This window comes from Kitasatospora sp. Xyl93 (genome assembly GCF_055383135.1).
In genome coordinates, this window is record NZ_AP029185.1 from 4181966 (window position 1) to 4200152 (window position 18187).

General features: G+C 73.6%; 13 protein-coding genes and 1 tRNA gene. 6 read left to right on the forward strand and 8 right to left on the reverse strand.

Features of this window, described 5'->3' with window-relative positions:
• Window positions 1-59: 59 nt before the first annotated feature.
• The 5 genes from ACZ5GH_RS18690 to ACZ5GH_RS18710 all read right to left on the reverse strand — a co-directional run bounded on the left by ACZ5GH_RS18690 (window position 60) and on the right by ACZ5GH_RS18710 (window position 6203).
• Entirely contained in the window at window positions 60-1517 is a 1458-nt protein-coding gene (locus tag ACZ5GH_RS18690; protein WP_387760639.1) for a peptidoglycan D,D-transpeptidase FtsI family protein, read from the reverse strand.
• Window positions 1514-2890 carry an FtsW/RodA/SpoVE family cell cycle protein gene (locus ACZ5GH_RS18695; RefSeq protein WP_387760652.1) on the reverse strand — a complete coding sequence of 459 codons (1377 nt, stop codon included), beginning with the start codon at window positions 2888-2890 and terminating at the stop codon, window positions 1514-1516. The genes ACZ5GH_RS18690 and ACZ5GH_RS18695 overlap by 4 nt, the downstream gene beginning before the upstream one ends.
• Window positions 2891-3050: 160 nt before the next feature.
• Window positions 3051-4691: a PP2C family protein-serine/threonine phosphatase gene (locus tag ACZ5GH_RS18700; RefSeq protein ID WP_464334802.1), complete on the reverse strand. Its 1641-nt coding sequence runs from the start codon at window positions 4689-4691 to the stop codon at window positions 3051-3053.
• 53 nt (window positions 4692-4744) lie between these two features.
• Window positions 4745-5290: an FHA domain-containing protein FhaB/FipA gene (locus ACZ5GH_RS18705; RefSeq protein WP_464334803.1), complete on the reverse strand. Its 546-nt coding sequence runs from the start codon at window positions 5288-5290 to the stop codon at window positions 4745-4747.
• Between the two features lie 46 nt (window positions 5291-5336).
• On the reverse strand, window positions 5337-6203 hold the full coding sequence (locus ACZ5GH_RS18710; protein WP_387760642.1) for an FhaA domain-containing protein: 867 nt from the start codon (window positions 6201-6203) through the stop codon (window positions 5337-5339).
• A 422-nt stretch (window positions 6204-6625) separates the two neighbouring features.
• On the opposite strand from ACZ5GH_RS18710, the gene ACZ5GH_RS18715 reads away from it, so the two are divergent.
• Window positions 6626-6709 (forward strand) — tRNA-Leu (locus ACZ5GH_RS18715).
• Between the two features lie 110 nt (window positions 6710-6819).
• On the opposite strand, the gene ACZ5GH_RS18720 is transcribed toward ACZ5GH_RS18715, so the two are convergent.
• Together ACZ5GH_RS18720 and ACZ5GH_RS18725 are read right to left on the reverse strand one after the other, a co-directional pair.
• Window positions 6820-7965, reverse strand: a complete 1146-nt coding sequence (locus ACZ5GH_RS18720; protein ID WP_387760643.1) for a sensor histidine kinase — start codon at window positions 7963-7965, stop codon at window positions 6820-6822.
• Window positions 7962-8615 carry a response regulator gene (locus ACZ5GH_RS18725; protein ID WP_387760653.1) on the reverse strand — a complete coding sequence of 218 codons (654 nt, stop codon included), beginning with the start codon at window positions 8613-8615 and terminating at the stop codon, window positions 7962-7964. The genes ACZ5GH_RS18720 and ACZ5GH_RS18725 overlap by 4 nt, the downstream gene beginning before the upstream one ends.
• A 347-nt stretch (window positions 8616-8962) precedes the next feature.
• Here ACZ5GH_RS18725 and ACZ5GH_RS18730 point away from each other — a divergent pair, with 347 nt between their 5' ends.
• Together ACZ5GH_RS18730 and ACZ5GH_RS18735 are read left to right on the forward strand one after the other, a co-directional pair.
• Complete coding sequence (locus tag ACZ5GH_RS18730; RefSeq protein ID WP_464334804.1) at window positions 8963-10792, forward strand: phosphatidylglycerol lysyltransferase domain-containing protein; 1830 nt, start codon at window positions 8963-8965, stop codon at window positions 10790-10792.
• Between the two features lie 168 nt (window positions 10793-10960).
• Window positions 10961-11761 carry a hypothetical protein gene (locus ACZ5GH_RS18735; protein WP_464334805.1) on the forward strand — a complete coding sequence of 267 codons (801 nt, stop codon included), beginning with the start codon at window positions 10961-10963 and terminating at the stop codon, window positions 11759-11761.
• Window positions 11762-11831: 70 nt separating this feature from the next.
• Here ACZ5GH_RS18735 and ACZ5GH_RS18740 read toward each other — a convergent pair whose 3' ends face one another.
• Entirely contained in the window at window positions 11832-14666 is a 2835-nt protein-coding gene (locus ACZ5GH_RS18740) for an ATP-binding SpoIIE family protein phosphatase (protein WP_464334806.1), read from the reverse strand.
• Between the two features lie 278 nt (window positions 14667-14944).
• Here ACZ5GH_RS18740 and ACZ5GH_RS18745 point away from each other — a divergent pair, with 278 nt between their 5' ends.
• The 3 genes from ACZ5GH_RS18745 to ACZ5GH_RS18755 all read left to right on the forward strand — a co-directional run bounded on the left by ACZ5GH_RS18745 (window position 14945) and on the right by ACZ5GH_RS18755 (window position 18180).
• Window positions 14945-16165, forward strand: coding sequence for a rhodanese-like domain-containing protein (locus tag ACZ5GH_RS18745; RefSeq protein WP_387760647.1), 1221 nt, complete (start codon window positions 14945-14947; stop codon window positions 16163-16165).
• 93 nt (window positions 16166-16258) lie between these two features.
• The gene (locus ACZ5GH_RS18750) at window positions 16259-16921 is read left to right on the forward strand and encodes a DUF5819 family protein (protein ID WP_464334807.1); all 663 of its coding nucleotides are present in this window, start codon (window positions 16259-16261) and stop codon (window positions 16919-16921) included.
• Window positions 16918-18180 (forward strand): HTTM domain-containing protein, encoded by a 1263-nt coding sequence (locus ACZ5GH_RS18755; protein ID WP_387760649.1) that lies wholly within the window; start codon window positions 16918-16920, stop codon window positions 18178-18180. The genes ACZ5GH_RS18750 and ACZ5GH_RS18755 overlap by 4 nt, the downstream gene beginning before the upstream one ends.
• Window positions 18181-18187: the final 7 nt, after the last annotated feature.

Below are 18187 nucleotides of genomic sequence, written 5' to 3' on the forward strand. Positions count from 1 at the left end.
AGACCGGTATCCGGACGGGGCTGTCGATCGTGACATTCCCCTCACCCCGGATCGCGCTCCTACTTGCCGAGTGCGGCCTGCATCACCGCCTTGGCGATCGGGGCCGCGAGCCGGCCGCCGCTGATGCCGTCGCGGTTCTGGGAACCGTCCTCGACCACCACGGCGACCGCGACCGACTGGCCGTCCGAGGTCTTGGCCCAGGACGTGAACCAGGCGAACGGCAGCCCGGCGTTGTCCTCGCCGTGCTGGGCGGTGCCGGTCTTGCCGCCGACCTGGAGGCCGGGGATCTGGGCGTTCTTGCCGGTGCCGTTCTCGACCACCGAGACCATCAGGTCCTGCATCTTCTGCGCGGTGGCCGGGCTCATCGGCTGGGAGAACTGCTTCTCGGTGTGCTTGGAGATGGTGGTCAGCGAGGCCGAGCGCTCCTGGTCCACCAGGTACGGCTGCATCAGGCTGCCGTTGTTGGCGATCGCGGCGGAGACCATGGCCATCTGGAGCGGGGTGGCGCGGGTGTCGTGCTGGCCGATCGAGTCCTGGGCGGTGCCGTCCAGGCTGGGGCTGTCCGGGAAGACGCTCTTCTCGGACCGGATCGGGGTGTCGATCGTGCTGTTGAAGCCGAACTTCTCGGCCTGCGCGCGCATCCGCTCCTTGCCCAGGTCGGCGCCCATCTTGGCGAAGACCGTGTTGCAGGACTGGTCCATCCCGGACTTGACGGTGGCGTTCTCGCAGCGCTCGTTGGGGCTCTCGTTCTTCAGCTGGGTGGTGGTGTACGGCAGGATGTACGGCTCCGGCGTGTCCGTCGCGTCGTCGATGCCCTGGTACCGGCCGTTCTCGAACGCCGCGGTCGCGGTGACCAGCTTGAAGGTCGAGCCGGGCGGATAGGTCTCCTTCAGCGCCCGGTTGAGCATCGGCTTGTTCGGGTCCGCGTTGAGGTCCGTCCAGGCCTTGGTGTCGGCGTCGTCGCCGCCGGCGAAGGTGCCCGGGTCGTAGGAGGGCGTGGAGACCAGCCCCAGGATCGCGCCGGTCTTCGGGTCGAGGGCGACCACCGCGCCCTTCTTGTTGCCCATGGCGTCGAAGGCGGCCTTCTGGACCTTGGCGTTGATCGTGGTGACGACGTCGCCGCCGCGCTTCTGCTCGCCGGTCAGCATGTCCAGGGTGTTGCGGAAGAACAGCCGGTCGTCGGTGCCGGAGAGGATGCCGTCCTCCAGGTTCTCCAGCTGGTTGGAGCCGTAGGCCTGGGAGGAGTAGCCGGTCACCGGGGCGTACATCGGGCCGTCGACCCAGGCCCGCTTGTACTTGTAGCGCAGGCCGTTGACGTAGTCGGACTTCGTGACCGGCTGGCCGCTGACGATGATGTTGCCGCGCGGGTGGGCGTACCGGTCGTACAGCTGGCGCTTGTTGTTCTTGTTGGTCGCCCAGGACTCGGCCTGGACGCCCTGCACCCAGTTGGTGCGCACCATCAGGGCCAGGATCAGGACGAGGCAGAAGATCGAGACCCGGCGGATCGGCTTGTTCATCGGGCGGGTCCTCCCTGGCCCTCGGGGGCCGGGGCCGGTTCGGCCCCGGGGCGGCGGGCGCTGTCGCTGATCTTCAGCAGGATCGCGACCAGCGCCCAGTTGGCGACCACGGACGAACCGCCCTGCGCGAGGAACGGCATGGTCATACCGGTGAGCGGGATCAGCCCGGTGACACCGCCGGCCACGACGAACACCTGGATCGCCATCGCCGAGGAGAGGCCGACGGCGAACAGCTTGCCGAACGGGTCGCGGGCGGCGAGCGCGGTGCGCAGACCGCGCTGGACCAGCAGCGCGTACAGCAGGAAGATCGCCATCAGGCCGGTCAGCCCGAGCTCCTCGCCGAAGGAGCCCAGGATGAAGTCGCTCTTGGCGGCGAACGCGATCAGCCAGGAGCGGCCCTGGCCGAGACCGGAGCCGGTGACCCCGCCGGAGCCGAGCGCCATCAGCGACTGGCCGATCTGCTCGGTGGCGCCCTTCGGCGGGTGCGGGCCGAAGGCGGCCATCGGGTCGAGCCAGGCGTTGATGCGGACCTTCACGTGGCTGGCCGTCGAGGCGACCGCGACCGCGCCGCCGACCGACATCAGCAGGCCGAACAGGATCCAGCTGGTCCGCTCGGTGGCGACGTAGAGCATCACCACGAACAGGCCGAAGAACAGGAAGGACGTGCCCAGGTCGTTCTCGAAGATCAGGATCAGCAGGCTGAGCAGCCAGATCACGATGATCGGGCCGAGGTCGCGGCCGCGCGGCAGGTACAGGCCCATGAACCGGCGGCTGGCCAGCGCCAGGGCGTCCCGCTTGACCATCAGGTAGCCGGCGAAGAACACCGTCAGGACGATCTTGGCGAACTCGCCGGGCTGGATGGAGAAGCTGCCCAGCCGGATCCAGATCTTGGCGCCGAAGTCCTCCGCCCGGGACGGGAAGAAGGCCGGTGCCGCGAGCAGCACCAGGGCCACCACCATCGAGATGTAGGTGTAGCGCTGGAGCACCCGGTGGTCCTTCAGCAGCACCATCACCGCGATGAAGCCGGCGATCCCGAGGCCCGACCACATCAGCTGGTTCTCGGCCGCCGGGTAGTTGCCCCTGAGCAGCTTGCCCGCCTTGTCGAGCCGCCAGATCATCACCACCCCCAGCCCGTTGAGCAGGGTGGCGATCGGCAGCATCAGCGGGTCCGCGTACGGCGCGAAGCGGCGCACCAGCAGGTGCGCGACCACCGCCAGGGCGCCCATGCCGAGGCCGTAGCCGAGCATGCCGACGGGCAGCTTGCCGTCCATCGCGAGGCCGACGTTGGCGTACGCGAGGACCGGCAGCACCACCGCGAAGACCAGCATGGCCAGCTCGGTGTTGCGCCGGTTGGGCGCCTCCTGGGGGGAGATCGTGGTGTTGCCCCGCCGGCGGGGGACGGCTCGGTCGGCCGCCGCCCGGCGCCGGCCGGGCCGGGTGGACTCTTCGCTCAGGTCGTAGCTGCTCACGTGGTGACCGCTCCCTGACGGCCGGCAAGCCCGCTCGGGGCAGGCCCATGGCTGATCACGGACGTCACTGCTTCGGGCAGGAGTTGGCCCGGCTGAGTTCCTCTTCGGACAGCGGGGCCTGGTCGCCCTGCGCGCCGGCCGCCGGAGGTGTGGCGTTCGGCGCCGGGGCGGGTGCCGCCGGCGCGGTCGGCGTCGGCGTCGGGGTGGCCGCGGGTGCGGTGGTCGGCGCCGCCGCGGCCGGGCCGCGGTTCTTCTCGGTCGGGGTGGGTGTGGCGGCCGGGTACACGGCCTGCACCGCCGGCACCGCCGGCGTGGCCGGCGTGGCCGGCGGGGTGGCCGGGGTGGTCGCCTTCGCGGCCCGCTGGCAGAGCTGGACCCAGCCGTCGAGGTCGTTGACCGTCGACTGGGCGTCCTTCATGCTGCCGACCGAGATGGTCTTCCGCACGTGGGCCTGCTGGTCCTCGGGCAGCCACTTCAGCTGGATCCGGCTGTACGAGGAGTGCACCGAGGACAGGCTCAGACCGGCCAGGTTCTGGTTGATGCCCTGGTAGATCGCGACGTGGTCGTCCTGGGTGCCGACGTAGTACTGGTCCTGGGTCCACCGGTAGCCGAACCAGCCGGCGCCGCCGAGCAGCCCGAGCGTGACCAGGGCGGCCAGCGAGACCGTCAGGCCCTTGCGCCCGCGCTTGGCGGGGCGCTCCGCGCCGGCCTCCTCGGTGCCGTACACCGAGGGCTCGCCGGAGCCGTACTCGCCCTCGTAGCCCTCGGCGGGGCCGAAGCCGCCCTGGGCGGCGCCGTAGCCCTCCTCGTAGCCCTCGGCCGGGCCGAAGGCGCCCTGCGGGCCGCGGCCGAGGCCGGCGGCGCGGCCGGCCGGGGTGTCCGCGATCGAGCGGTCGGCGGCGGCCGAGGACGGCGGGGCGTCGGCGACCGCGCCGACCACCACCGGGACGTCGTTGAACTGGCCGCTCATGGTGTCCGTGGCGCCGACGTCGATGACGTCCGCCACGATGCAGGTGATGTTGTCCGGACCGCCGCCGCGCAGGGCGAGCTGGATCAGCTCCTGCACGGTCTGCTCGGGCGAGTAGTAGCTGCCGAGGGTGTCCTGGAGGGTCTGGTGGCTGACCGGGCCGGAGAGGCCGTCGGAGCAGATCAGGTAGCGGTCGCCGGCCCGGACCTCGCGGATCGACAGGTCGGGCTCGACCTGGCCGCGGCCGTCCAGCGCCCGCATCAGCAGCGAGCGCTGCGGGTGGGTCTCGGCCTCCTCGGGCGTGATCCGGCCCTCGTCGACCAGGCGCTGCACCCAGGTGTGGTCCTGGGTGATCTGCACCAGGGACCCGTCGCGCAGCAGGTAGGCGCGGGAGTCGCCGACGTGCACCAGGCCCATCCGCTGGCCCGTCCACAGCATGGCGGTCAGGGTGCAGCCCATGCCCTCCAGCTGCGGGTCCTCCTCGACCATCTGCCGGAGCCGGTCGTTGGCGCCCTGGACGGCGTCGCCCAGCAGGGTCAGCAGGTCGGCGCCCGGCACGTCCTCGTCCAGCCGGACGATCGAGCCGAGCACCTCGGAGGAAGCGACCTCGCCGGCCGCGGCGCCGCCCATGCCGTCGGCCACGGCCAGCAGCCGCGGCCCGGCGTAGCCGGAGTCCTCGTTCCCCTCCCGGATCAGTCCCTTGTGGGAGCCGGCGGCGAAGCGCAGCACCAGGGTCATGCGACCTGTGCCCCCCTCTGGGTCATGGACGGGATGCTGTCCCTCATGCGCTACTACTTCCGCAGTTCGATGACGGTCCTGCCGATACGGATCGGCATGCCCGGCTGGAGCGGGGTGGGCGCGGTCAGGCGCTGCCGGTCCAGATAGGTGCCGTTGGTGGAGCCTAGATCCTCGACCGTCCACTGCCCAGTCTGATCCGGATAGATCCTGGCATGCCGGGAGGACGCGTAGTCGTCGTCCAGCACGATGGTGGAGTCGTGCGCGCGGCCGAGCGTGATGGTCTGGCCCTGGAGCGCCACCGTGGTGCCGGCCAGCGAGCCCTGCACCACGACGAGCTGGGTCGGGCCGCCGCGGCGGCGCCCGCCGCCGCCCTGGGTCTGGCCCGCCGCGGGGGCGGCCTGCGGGGGTGCCGCAGCGCGTGCGGCGGCCACGGTGGCCGCGCCGGCGCCCGCCGTGGCGCTCGCGCCGCGACGGGAGGACCGCGGGTTCACCTTGGTGCCGAACAGGTCGCTGCGGATCACCTGGACCGCGACGATGACGAACAGCCACAACACGGCCAGGAAGCCCAGCCGCATGACCGTGAGGGTCAGTTCTGACATGACCGTCCCGCCAGTCGGTGAGCGAGGCGCGCGAACAATTCGGACACTACCCTTCGACCTGCCGGTAGACGATGGTGGTGGAGCCCACGACGATTCGCGAGCCGTCGCGGAGCGTAGCGCGCTGGGTGTGCTGTCCGTCCACCACGATGCCGTTGGTGGACCCCAGGTCGAGCACCATCGAAGGGGTGCCGGGCCGGATCTCGGCGTGCTTGCGGGAGACCCCGGGGTCGTCGATCCGCACGTCCGCCTCGGTCGACCGGCCGAGCACGCAGGCCGAGCCGGTGATCTGGTGCCGGGCGCCGTTCACCTCGACCCAGCGGCGCATCCCGGCGCCGCCGTGGCCCGCGCCGGGGAAGGCGCGGACGTTGCCGCCGGCGGGCGCGGGCGGGCCGGGGGGCATCGCGGGGGGCGCGGCCGGCGGCGGGGGCGCGTTGTACTGGCCGGCGCCGGTCTGCTGCCACGGTGCGCCGGGGGCCTGGGCGGCCGGCGGCCGGTCGTAGCCGGGCTGCTGCGGCGCGTACTGCTGCTGCTGGGGCTCCTCGGCGGCCAGGGTGCGGCTGCGCACCCGGTACAGCCCGGTGTCCAGGTCGTCGGCCTTCTCCAGGTTCACCTGGAGCGGGCCCATGAAGGTGTACCGCTGGGCCTCCGCGTACTCGCGGACCATGCCGGCCAGCTCGGTGCCCAGCTGCCCGGAGTAGGGGCTGAGCCGCTCGTGGTCGTGCGGGCTCAGCTCGACGATGAAGTCGTTCGGCACGACGGTGCGGTCGCGGTTCCAGATGCTCGCGTTGTTGTCGCACTCGCGCTGCAGCGCTCCGGCGATCTCCACGGGCTGGACCTCGGACTTGAACACCTTGGCGAAGGTGCCGTTGACGAGACCCTCGAGCCGCTGCTCGAACTTCTTCAGCACTCCCATGGGGCACCCCCTTCCAGGGTTCGTTCGCCTGCCTGCCGGCCGGATCCCGCCCGGGACCCGGTCGCGCCTCCTACTTGCGGTACTTCCGTACTGATCGTATCCACGCCGGGCCCTTCCGTACGGTTCCCGGACCGTGTGGTGCCCGGGGGTGGGCTCGGACACACAGGGTGACGCATTTCGGGTACGGCACGCCAGGTGTGCCCGTCGGAGCACCCTTCCGATGGTCGTACGGGTGTTCGTCGGGCATCGGTTCGGATGCCGTCGGCGTCCCCGGACAACGGATTCGGAGCAGCCCCCCAGGTCGTGCTAATGTTTTCCACGTCGGAAGGGCCGCCCGGAAGGGAGGCCGGACCAAGGAAGTGCGAAGTACCGATGGTACCGAGCAGTTCGGAGGAACGGTCGGCAACGAGGACAACACCCATGCGCGGGTGGCGGAATAGGCAGACGCGCTGGATTCAGGTTCCAGTGCCCGAAAGGGCGTGGGGGTTCAACTCCCCCCTCGCGCACAGCGAAGCCCCGCAGATCTACGGATCTGCGGGGCTTTCTCGTTGTCCGCTCCCGGTGGGTGCCGGGGCGGCCGGGCCGCCGGTTCGCCGCCGGGCCGGGGCAGCCCCGGTCAGCCGCGGTCGGCGGGGAGTTCGGCGCGGACCGCGAAGCCGCCGTCCGGGGTCGGCCCGGCGGTGAGGGTGCCGCCCAGCAGCTGGGCGCGCTCGCGCAGGCCGACCAGGCCGTGGCCGCCGCCCGGCAGGATCTCCTCCGGGTGCCCCGGCGGGGCGTCGTTGCGGACCTCGACCCGCAGCCGGCGGCCCTTCGCCCGGACCCGCACGTGCACCGTCGCCTCCGGGGCGTACTTGGTGATGTTGGTGAGCGCCTCCTGGACGGTGCGGTAGGCGGCCCGCTCGACCGCCTCCGGCCACGGGCGGTCGCCGGGGACCAGCTCGGTGTCGGCGGCCAGCCCGCTCTCCTCGATCAGCCGGGGCAGGTCGGCCAGCCGGGGCTGGGGGGCGAGCGGGGCGTCCGGCAGCCCGCCGGTGCCGCGCAGCACCCCGACCATCTGGCGCAGCTCGTCCAGGGTCCGTACGGACAGTTCGCGGATGGTGCGGGCGGCGGTCACCGCGGCCGGGTCGCTGCTGCTCACCTGGAGCGCGCCGGCCTGGATGCTGATCAGGCTGACCTGGTGCGAGACCACGTCGTGCATCTCCCGGGCCAGCCGGCCGCGCTCGCTGATCAGCACCCGCTCGGCCAGCAGCCGGCTCTCCCGCTCCTGGCCCCGGGTCAGCTGGTCCAGGCGGGCGGCCAGCTCCCGCCGGGTGCGGGCGAGCAGACCGGTGGCGGCCGGGCCGGCCGCCAGCATCACGGCCTGGATGGCGTCCAGCGCGGTGGCGCGGCTGAGGTCGAGGACGCCCTCGGGCAGCGGCCAGTGGAAGAACTCGACCAGGGCGAACAGGATGCCGCCGGGGACCACGACCCGGGGGCGGGGGCGCTCGGCGGCCACCGAGTAGACGGCCGTTATCGGGGCCAGCCAGATCGCGTCCACCCAGCTGCCCGGCATGGTGAGCAGCAGGACCGTCACCGGGAAGCGGCGGCGCCAGAACAGCGCGACGGCGGCCAGCGTGGACAGCGCCACCTGCCACCAGGCGGCCTCCCGGGCCACCAGGGCGGCGTCCAGCAGGGAGTAGAGGACGGGCAGCAGCAGCATCAGCCAGGGGGCGGTGCACCAGGCCGGCAGCCGTCTGGACGGCAGTTGGTCGACGATGGTCATGCCCCGTCGCCGGGCTTGGGCCGGACCAGACCGGCCCGGTGGGCCAGGACGGCGGCCTGGACCCGGTTGGCGGCGCCGAGCTTGCCGAGGATCGCGCTGATGTGGTCCTTGACCGTGCCGGTGCCGAGGAAGAGCCGGTCGGCGATCTCGGCGTTGGACAGGCCCTCGCCGAGCAGCGAGAGCACGTCGAGCTCGCGGCCGGTGAGGGTGCGGGCCAGCGCGGTGGCCTCGGCGTCCGGGCCGCCGCCGTCCACGTAGCCGCCGATCACCGTGCGGGTGACGGTCGGGGAGAGGATGTTGCCGCCGGCCGCGAGCACCCGGACGGCGTGCACCAGCTGCTCGGGGGCGGTGTCCTTGAGCAGGAAGCCGGCCGCGCCGGCCCGCAGCGCGGTGCCGATGTACTCGTCGGTGTCGAAGGTGGTGAGCATCGCCACGGCGGGCGGGTCGGGAAGGGCGCGCAGGCGGCGCAGCACCGAGATGCCGTCGAGGTCGGGCATCCGGATGTCGAGCAGCACCACGTGCGGGCGCAGCCGCTGGACGTGCTCCTCGGCCTGACCGCCGGAGCAGTCGCCGACCACCTCCAGGTCGGTGGCGGAGCCGACGATCAGGCCCAGGCCGGAGCGGACCAGGATCTCGTCGTCGACGATCAGCACGCGGGTGGTGGTGATGGTGGCTCCTCGGTTCGGGCGGCCGGGTCGGGCGGTCCGCGTGGGTCGTTTCGAGAGTAGGGCCTGCGGCCCGGGTCCGGTCGGATCGGGACGCGGCGCCGGGGGCGTCCACCCCCGCCGTTCGGCGGGGGTCGGAATCCGCTACCCGGTTCACGCAAATCTCAGGTTCGGTGGGGAAACATGGAGTTGGCTGACCCTTTTCCGGCCGCTTATCCACCTCGGGCGGTCGGCCGGGTGAGGTCGCCGACCAGGCCGTCGGGCCCGAGCGGGCGCCCTGCGGTGGCCCTCTCGCGGATGCGCCCCACCACCTGATCGTTTGGAATTGAGCTGTGTCGTCCACTGTGAAGTCGGAGCCGTCCGCCACGTCCCCCGGCCCCCGGCTCGGTGACGCGCTCGACCGCTGGCGTCCGAGGGCCGCCGCGGCCTCCGTCTGGTACCTGCGGCTGATCGCCCTGCTGAACGTGGCGACGGTGCTGCTGGTGCCCTTCCGCGACCAGGTCTACGAGCACAACGAGGGTGAGTACTTCACCCCGTACCTGATGACCGCCGGCCTCGCCAGCGCGGTGCTCTCGGTGTTCCTGGCGATCGCGATGCGGCGGCGCAAGCGGGCCGCGTGGATCTTCAACACGGCGCTCGGCGGCATGTTCGCGCTGCTGTACCTGACGGCCATGGTGGTGCCGGGCGAGAGCTTCGACACCCACCCGCTCAACTACGTCTCCACCGTCCTGACCTGCCTGTTCGTGCTGGCGCTGCTGATCGGGCGCCGGGAGTTCACGTCCAAGGGCGACAGCTCCAACCCGAAGACCGCGGCGGCCACCTTCGTCGGCGGGCTGGCGTTCGGCGGCGGCGTCGGCGCGTTGCTGGTCTGGCTGACCAACGAGCTGTCCGGGGCCGGCTTCTGGGACCTGTTCCGGTACTCCGTCGGCCGGATGATCACGATCACCCCGTCCGAGCACCTGCGCTCGGTGATCTCCGCGCCGACCTGGGTGAACGCCGCGATCAACTTCATGGGCGCGGTGCTCTTCCTGCTGGTGCTGTACGTGGCCTTCCGCAGCCCCCGCGGCAAGGAGCTGCTCACCGCCGAGGACGAGGCCAGGCTGCGCGGCCTGCTGGAGAAGCAGGGCGAGCGGGACTCGCTGGGGTACTTCGCGCTGCGCCGGGACAAGGCGGTGGTCTTCTCCCCCAGCGGCAAGGCGGCGGTCACCTACCGGGTGATCGGCGGGGTGTCGCTGGCCTCGGGCGATCCGATCGGCGATCCGGAGGCCTGGCCGGGCGCGATCGACGCCTGGCTGTCCGAGGCCCGGGAGCACGCCTGGGCGCCGGCCGTGATGGGCGCCTCGGAGGAGGCCGGGGTGATCTACGCCCGGCACGGGCTGGACGCGCTGGAGCTGGGCGACGAGGCGATCGTCGAGCTGGACGAGTTCTCGTTGGACGGCCGGGCGATGCGGGTGGTCCGGCAGGCGTACAACCGGGTCAAGCGGGCCGGGTACACGGTGCGGATCCGCCGCCACGAGGACATCTCGGAGGCGGAGATGGCCGAGCTGGTGGCCAAGGCCGACGAGTGGCGCGACGGGGCGACCGAGCGCGGCTTCTCGATGGCGCTGGGCCGGCTCGGGGACCCGGGCGACGGCCGCTGCGTGATGCTGGAGTGCCACGACGGCGACGGTGAGCTCAAGGCGCTGCTGAGCTTCGTGCCGTGGGGCCCGGACGGGCTGTCGCTGGACCTGATGCGCCGGGCCCGGGACACCGAGAACGGCCTGATGGAGTTCATGGTGATCGAGCTGCTGCAGCGTGCCGAGGAGGTCGGGCTGAAGCGGGTGTCGCTGAACTTCGCGATGTTCCGCTCGGTCTTCGAGCGCGGTTCGCGGCTCGGTGCCGGTCCGGTGCTGCGGCTGTGGCGCTCGATCCTGGGATTCTTCTCGCGCTGGTGGCAGATCGAGTCGCTGTACCGCGCGAACGCCAAGTACCGGCCGATCTGGGAACCGCGTTACCTGCTCTTCGAGAAGAGCAGCGAGATTCCGAGGATCGGCATCGCGAGCGCCCGCGCCGAGGGTTTCATCGTCGCGCCCAGCCTGCCCGCCCTGTTCCGCCGCCGGCACGCCCGGGCCGCCGTGGTGGCGCCCCGGGTCCCGGTGGCGGCCCGGGACGGGAAGGGGTAGCCCTCCGCCGGGGGGCGGAGGGGGCCGGGCGGTCGAAATGGGGGGCTGATGGGGGGACCGCCTCCCCCCAGAGGATGACCCGGCTCCACATCCGTGCCGATGTGGCTTTGTCAAGAGGCTTCTAATGTCGGAGTGTCGAGAGTTCGGGGATTCGGAGAAACGGCTGTGATGAACAGGACCCACGCGGGGGGCGTGCGAAAGGGGCCGCTGGCAATCGCCGGATCGGCCGCTGTCGCCGAGTGGGGAACGTTGTTCGCGACGGTCCGGGACGCGGTGGTGCGCAAGAAGTTCGCCGCCGTTCCGCTGGCCACGGCGGCGACTTTTCTGATCCTGCTGTTCAGCATCGTCCAGCACCTGCCGGGCGGCGAGCGTTTCGTCAACAACATCGGGGTGGTGCGGGCGGCGCTGCCGCTGGAGGTCTCGCTGCTGCGGACCCCGCTCTCCCTGTACGTGCCGGCGCTGGACCTTCCGGTCTGGGGTGCGCTGGCCCAGGTGTTCGTGGTCTTCGCGATCGCCGAGATCGTGCTCGGCCGGCGGATGACCCTGGTGGTCGCCTACACCTGCACCCTGGCGGGCACGCTGTTCGCCCGGGTCGGCGTGGCGATCGGGCCGCACCACCTGTTCGGCTTCCCGAAGTGGGTCGCCTACGTGCGGGACACCGGGCCTTCGGCCGCGGTGGTGGCCCTGGCGATCTGCATCGCCTTCCGCTGCCGGGCCTGGTTCACCGGCGGCCTGGTGGTGGCGGTGATGATCGGCGAGGCGGTCGTGCTGCCGAACCTGGCCGGTCTGGAGCACGTGGTCGCGGTGGTCACCGCACTGCTGATCGCCGTCTCGGTCGAGGTCTTCGGGGACTTCTGGCCGAGGGTGCTGGCCGGGGTCGGCGCCGCCGCCTCGGTGGCCGCGGCCGCCTCGATGGAGGTCGCGGTGGAGGCCCGGCGGCGCCGCCCGGCGGGGGCCGTCATCCCCTGACGGGTGTCGATCGTTCCGCCGGCCGCGTACGGGTGCCCGTACGCGGCCTTCCGGTCTCCGGGGGCGGCCGTCAGGAGTGCGGGAACGGGAGCTCGAACCAGACGACCTTGCCCACCGCCTTGCGGGCGGTGCCCCAGCGTTCGGCGAGCTTGGTGACCAGGGTGAGGCCGCGGCCGGTCTCGCCGAGCTGCTCGGCCGGTTCCAGCGAGGGCAGGTTGTGGTTGTCGTCGCTGACCTCGACCAGCAGCTTGTCCACCCGGATCAGCTGGAGCTTCACGGTGTCCCGGGCGACCCGCACCGCGTTCGTCACCAGCTCGCTGACCAGCAGTTCGGTGGTGTCGCTGAGCGCCTCCAGGTGCCAGCCGGCCAGCTGCTCGCGGACCAGCGAGCGGGCCCGGCGGACCTCGCGGTGGTCCACGCTGAGGTCCCAGGTGGCCACCTCGGACGGGGCGACCCCGTCGAAACGGGCCACCAGCAGGGCGACGTCGTCCTTGCGGTCGTCCGAGTGCAGCCGCCGCAGCACCTCGTCGCAGGCCTGCTCGGGGCTCTGCCGGGGGTCGATCAGGTTGCCGCAGAGCGCGGCCAGGCCGGCTCCTATGTCCCCGCCCCGGACCTCGACCAGGCCGTCGGTGCAGAGCACCAGCATCGAGCCGTCCGAGACGTCGATGGTCTTGGCGACGAACGGCACCCCGCCGACGCCGATCGGGGCGCCGGCCGGGATCTCCAGCAGCTCGCCGGTGCCGTCCGGGTGCACCAGGACGGGCGGGACGTGGCCGGCGCTGGCCAGCTCGCAGGTCCGGTTGATCGGGTCGTACACCGCGTACAGGCAGGTCGCGAGGTGGTCGTCGCCGAGCTTGTGGGCCAGGTTGTCCAGGTGGCGCAGCAGCTGGCCGGGCGGCAGGTCCAGGGCGGCGAGGGTCTGCATGGCGGTGCGGAAGCGGCCCATCGCGGCCGCCGAGTGCAGACCGTGCCCCATCACGTCGCCGACCACCAGGGCGACCCTGCTGCCGGGCAGCTGGATCGCGTCGAACCAGTCGCCGCCGACCTCGGCCTTGGGGTCGCCGGGCAGGTAGCGGTGGGCGATCTGCACGCCGGGGATCTGCGGCGGGCGGGTCGGGATCATCGAGCGCTGCAGGGTGGTGGCGACCCGGGCCTCGGCGCGGTGCAGCCGGGCGTTGTCCAGCGACAGCGCGGCGCGGACGGCCAGCTCCTTGAGGGTCGCGGCGTCGCTCTCGTCGAAGGGGGCGCGGTCCGGCAGCCGGAGCAGCTTGAGGATGCCCAGCACGGTGCCGCGGGCGGAGAGCGGGACGACCAGCATCGAGCGGCCGGAGACCACCGGGGCCAGCCGGGCGCCGCCGAGCGCGATCGCGTAGTCCACCGCGACGTCCGCGCTGATCACCGGGACCAGCACCGGCTGGTTCAGCTGCAGGGCCATCCCGGGCGGGGTGCGGCGGGGCATGCTGACCAGCGAGCCCTCGGAGAGCACGTGGTCCCAGGCGCCGCCGGTCTCGTTGTAGACCAGCGCGACCCGGCGCAGCATGGTGTCGTCGTCCGGGCGGACGGCCGGCAGCTCGGAGTCCGAGATCAGCCCGTCCACCAGGTCCACGCAGGCGAAGTCGGCGACCCGGGGGACCAGCACCTGGCACAGCTCGTGGGCGGTGAAGCCGAGGTCCAGCGTGGTGCCGACCTTGCCGCCGACCTCGTTCAGCAGGGCCAGCTGCTCGCCGGCCTGCCCGTTGGTGAGGAACGGGCTGAGCCGTCCGCCGGGCAGGCCCTCGCCGGTGGCCGGCGCGGGCACCGGGACCGGGACGGGGACGACGGTGGTCGGGGTCCGGTCGGCGGGCAGTGGCGGGTGGCCGTCGGCGGACGGCTCGACGGCGGTGCGTTCGATGGCGGCAGCTCCTCCGGTGGGCGGGGGCGCCTCCCGGCCGGAGGCGGGGGGAAGGCCGGACGGGCCGCCGACCGCGGCACCGCCGACGGCGGCCACCGGCCGGACGGCGGACGGGACGGGGAACGGGACGGCGGTCGGGACGGGGAACGGGACGGCGGTCGGGACGGGGAACGGGGCGGCGGGACGCTCGGCGGCCTCGCGCTGGACGGGCAGCGGGCCGGGCGGCCGGCGACCGGGCGCGCCCGGCTCGGACTGCGCCGGGCCGACCCGGGCGGCGCGCTGCTGGGGCGTCGGGTAGCGGCGGCCGAGGCCGGCGGCCGCGTGCGCCGTACCGGTCTGCGCGTCGGCGGGCAGCACCGGCAGCACGGTGGCCGGGTCCAGCCGCAGGGCGGGCAGCCCGCCCCGGTCCAGCGCGGCCAGCAGGGCCGGGCGGTGGGCGACCGGCAGCAGCCGGGCCAGCGGCTCGGGCACCGGCCGGCCGGCCGGGGTGAGCGCCGCGGCCAGGGCGTGGAAGCCGCCCCGGGTGCCGGGTGCGGCGGCGAAGGGCAGCAGCCGCTCGCCGAGCGCGAGCCGCGGCCCGCCGGCGCGCAGCGGCCGGGCGTCGGCGGCCAGCGCCAGCAGCCCGCCGGACGGGCCGGGTAGCGGGTAGGCCCACCAGAACACGTCGCGCTGGTGCTCCTCGCGGTCGGTCACGGTCAGCCGGCCGATCCAGGGCCGGCCGTCGGCGGTCCGCTCGGCGAGCGTGTCGAACGCGTCGCAGGGGCGGCGGACGGAGCGGCGTTCGAGCACCCGCGACTCCAGGGCGGGCAGCAGGCCGGAGGCCGGGCGGTCGTGGGCGACGTCGGCGCGGTGGCCGAACAGCTCCTCGGCGGCCCGGTCCCACCGGGCGATCCGGCCGGCCCGGTCGACCAGGACGGGGGCGAGCCGGACCAGGGCGGCCACCCCCGCCGGGTGGTCGCCCGGCGCGGTTCCGTCACCCGCCGGCCGCGGTGTGGAGTTGGACTGGGCCACCATGGATTCGCTCTGCTCCCGCCTGGCCGCCGCGCCCGGGGGCGGCCGTGTCTTCCGAGGAGGGCACGCTGTGCGGATACCAGCGAAGCACGGACCGGGCCGGGCCCGTCACCGAAACGGGGAGATTGCCCAGGATCGGTTGCGTGTCGTGCACCGCACGCCGGTCCGTACCCCCGGTTCACCCGGACGGGGCCCGCGACCACGGCGGTAGGCTGGCAGGCCGGACCGCCCTCGCGGGTGGCCCGCAGGACGCAGCCGGCCGGACGAGACAGAGGCGAGAAGTGAGCGCGCAGAGCCCCGCCCGCTGGACGGACCCGGAGCAGCAGGAGCTGGAGGAGCGGGTCGCCGCCGCCGAGCTCGCCTGGCTCAGCATGGACGTGGACGTGCAGACGCTGCGGGTCGAGATCGACAACTTCGCGCTGATCCACCACCAGCTGCTCGGCCCGCTCTACGCCCGGCTGGACGAGCTTGACGCGCTGGTCGCCGAGGCCGTGGCGGCCCGCACCGGCCGGCCGGAGGACCTGCGCCGGGCCGCCGAGGCGCGCCGACAGGTCGAGGAACTGCCGGACCTGGACGCCCTGTTCGACTCGGTGCGGGAGCAGTCCGGCCCGGACGGGGAGGCGGCCCCGCCGCCGCCCGCCGCGCCGGAGCGGGTGCGGCCCGGCAAGGACGCCCAGCGGATCTACCGCGAACTGGTCCGCCGCGCTCACCCCGACCTGACCACCGACCCGGCCGAGCAGCAGCGCCGGGCCGCCTTCCTGGTCCGGGTCAACGAGGCCTACGCGTACGGGGACGCGGCCGCGCTGGGCGCGCTGGCCGCCGAGTGGTCCACCGCGCCGGAGGCCGCGCCCGCCGTCGACGCCCCCGACCGCGGGGACTGGCTGCGCCGCCGGCTGGACTGGCTGACCGCCAAGATCACCGAGACCGCCACCGAGCAGGTCCGGCTGGAGCAGACCCCGATGGGCCAGCTGCTCGCCCTCGCCCCGCAGGACCCGGACCGGCTGCTGGAGCAGCTCGCCGAGGAGCTGCTGGCCAAGGCCGCCGAGCGGCAGGCCGAGCTGCAGCGGCTGCTCGGCGGCCCGGCCCCGGCGGACGGCCCGTCCTCCGGTGCCCACGGCCCCGCGCCGGTGGGCGACAATGGCACGCACCCGAGCGAATCCCAGGAGAGCCACACGATGTTCCCGCAGATCCCCTCCGCCGACGCCGCCGCCGTGCCCGCCGACGCCGCCCTGCTGGACGTGCGCGAGCAGGACGAGTGGGACGCCGGCCACGTGGACGGCGCGCTGCACATCCCGATCGGCGAGGTGATCGCCCGCCTCGGCGAGCTGCCGGACGAGAAGCTGTACGTGCTCTGCCGGGTCGGCGGCCGCTCCGCGCAGGTCGTCCAGTACCTGGTGCAGCAGGGCCGGGACGCGGTGAACGTCGACGGCGGGATGCACGCCTGGCAGGGTGCCGGCCGTCCGATGGTGAGCAGCACCGGCCAGGAGGCCTTCGTCCTCTGACGGCCCGGCAGCCGCCCGGCCGTAGGGCAGGATGGGCGCGCGCGAGCGCGCCGGCACCGGGCCGGCGGCGCCCGCCGACCGGGCGGGGAGGCCATGACCGAGACCACGGACCGGCCGGCTGCCGGGCGGGCCTGGTCCAGGCCCGCGCAGCTGGTCCTCGGTTTCGCCGGGGCGGTGCTGACCGGGGGCACCGGGCTGTTCCTCGCCGCGGTGTTCCTGCACGTGGCGCCCGCCAACTCGGTGTCCCGGCAGTACCGGGAGGCGGTCGACGGCGTGGTGTACCCGGAGTTCGAGCAGAACTGGAAGCTGTTCGCGCCCAACCCCCTCCAGCAGAACGTGAGCGTGGACGCCCGGGTCCGCACCGCCGCCCCCGGCGGGGCCGCCCGCACCCACGACTGGATCGGGCTGACCGCTCAGGACCTCGCCGCGATCCGGGGCAACCCGGCACCCAGCCACGTCGAGCAGAACCTGCTGCGCCGGGCCTGGGACTTCTACGACGGCACGCACAGCCCGCAGGACGAGACCCCGGCCTCCCCGCGCGGCAGGCTCGCCGAGCAGTACCTCAAGCGGATCGCCCTGCAGCGGATCGGCCGGACGGCGGACGGCGAACGGGTCCTGGAGATCCAGTTCCGGTCGACCGCGGCCACCGTCCCGCCGCCGTCCTGGAGCGGCGAGCCCGCGCCGCCCGTGCCCCGGGTGCGGGAGCTGCCGTGGTGGCCGGTGGCGGACGAGGACTACCGGGGACTGCTCGGATGAACGAGGTGACGGTGCGGGCCGGGCACCCGGACGGGACGGTGCCGCCGGAGGGGGCCGTGCCGCGGCAGGGCGGGACCGGGCGGCCGGTGGAGTCCGGGGCGGCGCCGCCGGCACGCGGACCGCGGACGCCGCTCGGGCGGGCGGCGGAGGCCTTCACCGGGCGGGCGCTCGGCCGGCACCAGGCCGCGGTGGTGCGGATCGGCTTCGGACTGGTCTGGCTCGCCCACCTGCTGCGCGAGTGGCCGCACCGGCGGGTGCTGTACGGCGACCGCTCCCCCTGGTCGGCGGAGCTCGCCGAGCGGCTGCTGGCCGACAACGGGGCGTTCACCGTGCTGCCCTGGTCCGGCGGACGGCTCTGGTTCGAGCTGGTCTACCACCTGGCGGTGCTGGCCGCGCTGGCCGTGCTGCTGGGCTGGCGGACCAGGGCGAGCACGGTGCTGTTCCTGGTCACCGTGCTGTCCCTGCAGAACCGCGACGTCTTCCTCGGCGACGGCGGCGACAACGTCGTCCACCTGATGGCGGTCTACCTGGTCTTCACCCGCTGCGCCGAGGTCTGGTCGCTGGACGCCCGGCGCCGGCGGGCCGGACCGGCCGGTCCGGCCGGGGTGGTGCTCTGGGCGGCGCTCGGCGCCGCCCTGGCGGCCTGTCAGTTCGGCGGCTTCGCCGGGGACAGCCTGACCTGGACCGACCGGGCCTTCCCGTACCTCGGCTGGTCGCCGCTGTTCTGGGGGCTCTGGACGGTGGCCGGACTCTGGTGGACGCTCGGGCGGCTACGGCCGGACGGCGAGCCGCGGGCGGTGCTGGACGCGCTGGCGAACATGGTGCACAACTGCGCGATGCTGGTGATCGCCGTCGAGGTGGTGCTGATCTACGCCACGGCCGGCTGGTACAAGGTGCAGGGTTCGCGCTGGCAGGACGGCACCGCGCTGTACTACCCGCTGCACCTGGACTACTTCACCCCCTGGCCCGGGCTGTCCGCCCTGGTCGGCTCGGCGCTGCTGCCGGTCTTCCTGATCTCGTACGGCACCGTGGTCCTCCAGGTGGCGTTCCCGTTCACGCTGCTCAACCGGCGGGTCAAGAACGTCCTGCTGGCCGTCATGGTGCTGGAGCACGTGGGGATCGCGGTGGTGCTCGGGCTGCCGGTCTTCTCGCTGGCGATGATCGCGGCGGACACGGTGTTCCTGCCGACCGGGGCACTGCTGTGGGCGGCGGCGCGGCTGAGCCGGATCGGACGGAGGTCCGCGCCCCCGGGGCCCTAGGATGTCG

Coding starts and splice junctions, on each gene's coding strand:
- ACZ5GH_RS18690 (WP_387760639.1), bottom strand. CDS start 1,517: ATGAACAAGCCGATCCGCCGGGTCTCGATCTTCTGCCTCGTCCTGATC.
- ACZ5GH_RS18700 (WP_464334802.1), bottom strand. CDS start 4,691: ATGACCCTGGTGCTGCGCTTCGCCGCCGGCTCCCACAAGGGACTGATC.
- ACZ5GH_RS18705 (WP_464334803.1), bottom strand. CDS start 5,290: ATGTCAGAACTGACCCTCACGGTCATGCGGCTGGGCTTCCTGGCCGTG.
- ACZ5GH_RS18710 (WP_387760642.1), bottom strand. CDS start 6,203: ATGGGAGTGCTGAAGAAGTTCGAGCAGCGGCTCGAGGGTCTCGTCAAC.
- ACZ5GH_RS18720 (WP_387760643.1), bottom strand. CDS start 7,965: ATGACCATCGTCGACCAACTGCCGTCCAGACGGCTGCCGGCCTGGTGC.
- ACZ5GH_RS18735 (WP_464334805.1), top strand. CDS start 10,961: ATGAACAGGACCCACGCGGGGGGCGTGCGAAAGGGGCCGCTGGCAATC.
- ACZ5GH_RS18740 (WP_464334806.1), bottom strand. CDS start 14,666: ATGGTGGCCCAGTCCAACTCCACACCGCGGCCGGCGGGTGACGGAACC.
- ACZ5GH_RS18750 (WP_464334807.1), top strand. CDS start 16,259: ATGACCGAGACCACGGACCGGCCGGCTGCCGGGCGGGCCTGGTCCAGG.
- ACZ5GH_RS18755 (WP_387760649.1), top strand. CDS start 16,918: ATGAACGAGGTGACGGTGCGGGCCGGGCACCCGGACGGGACGGTGCCG.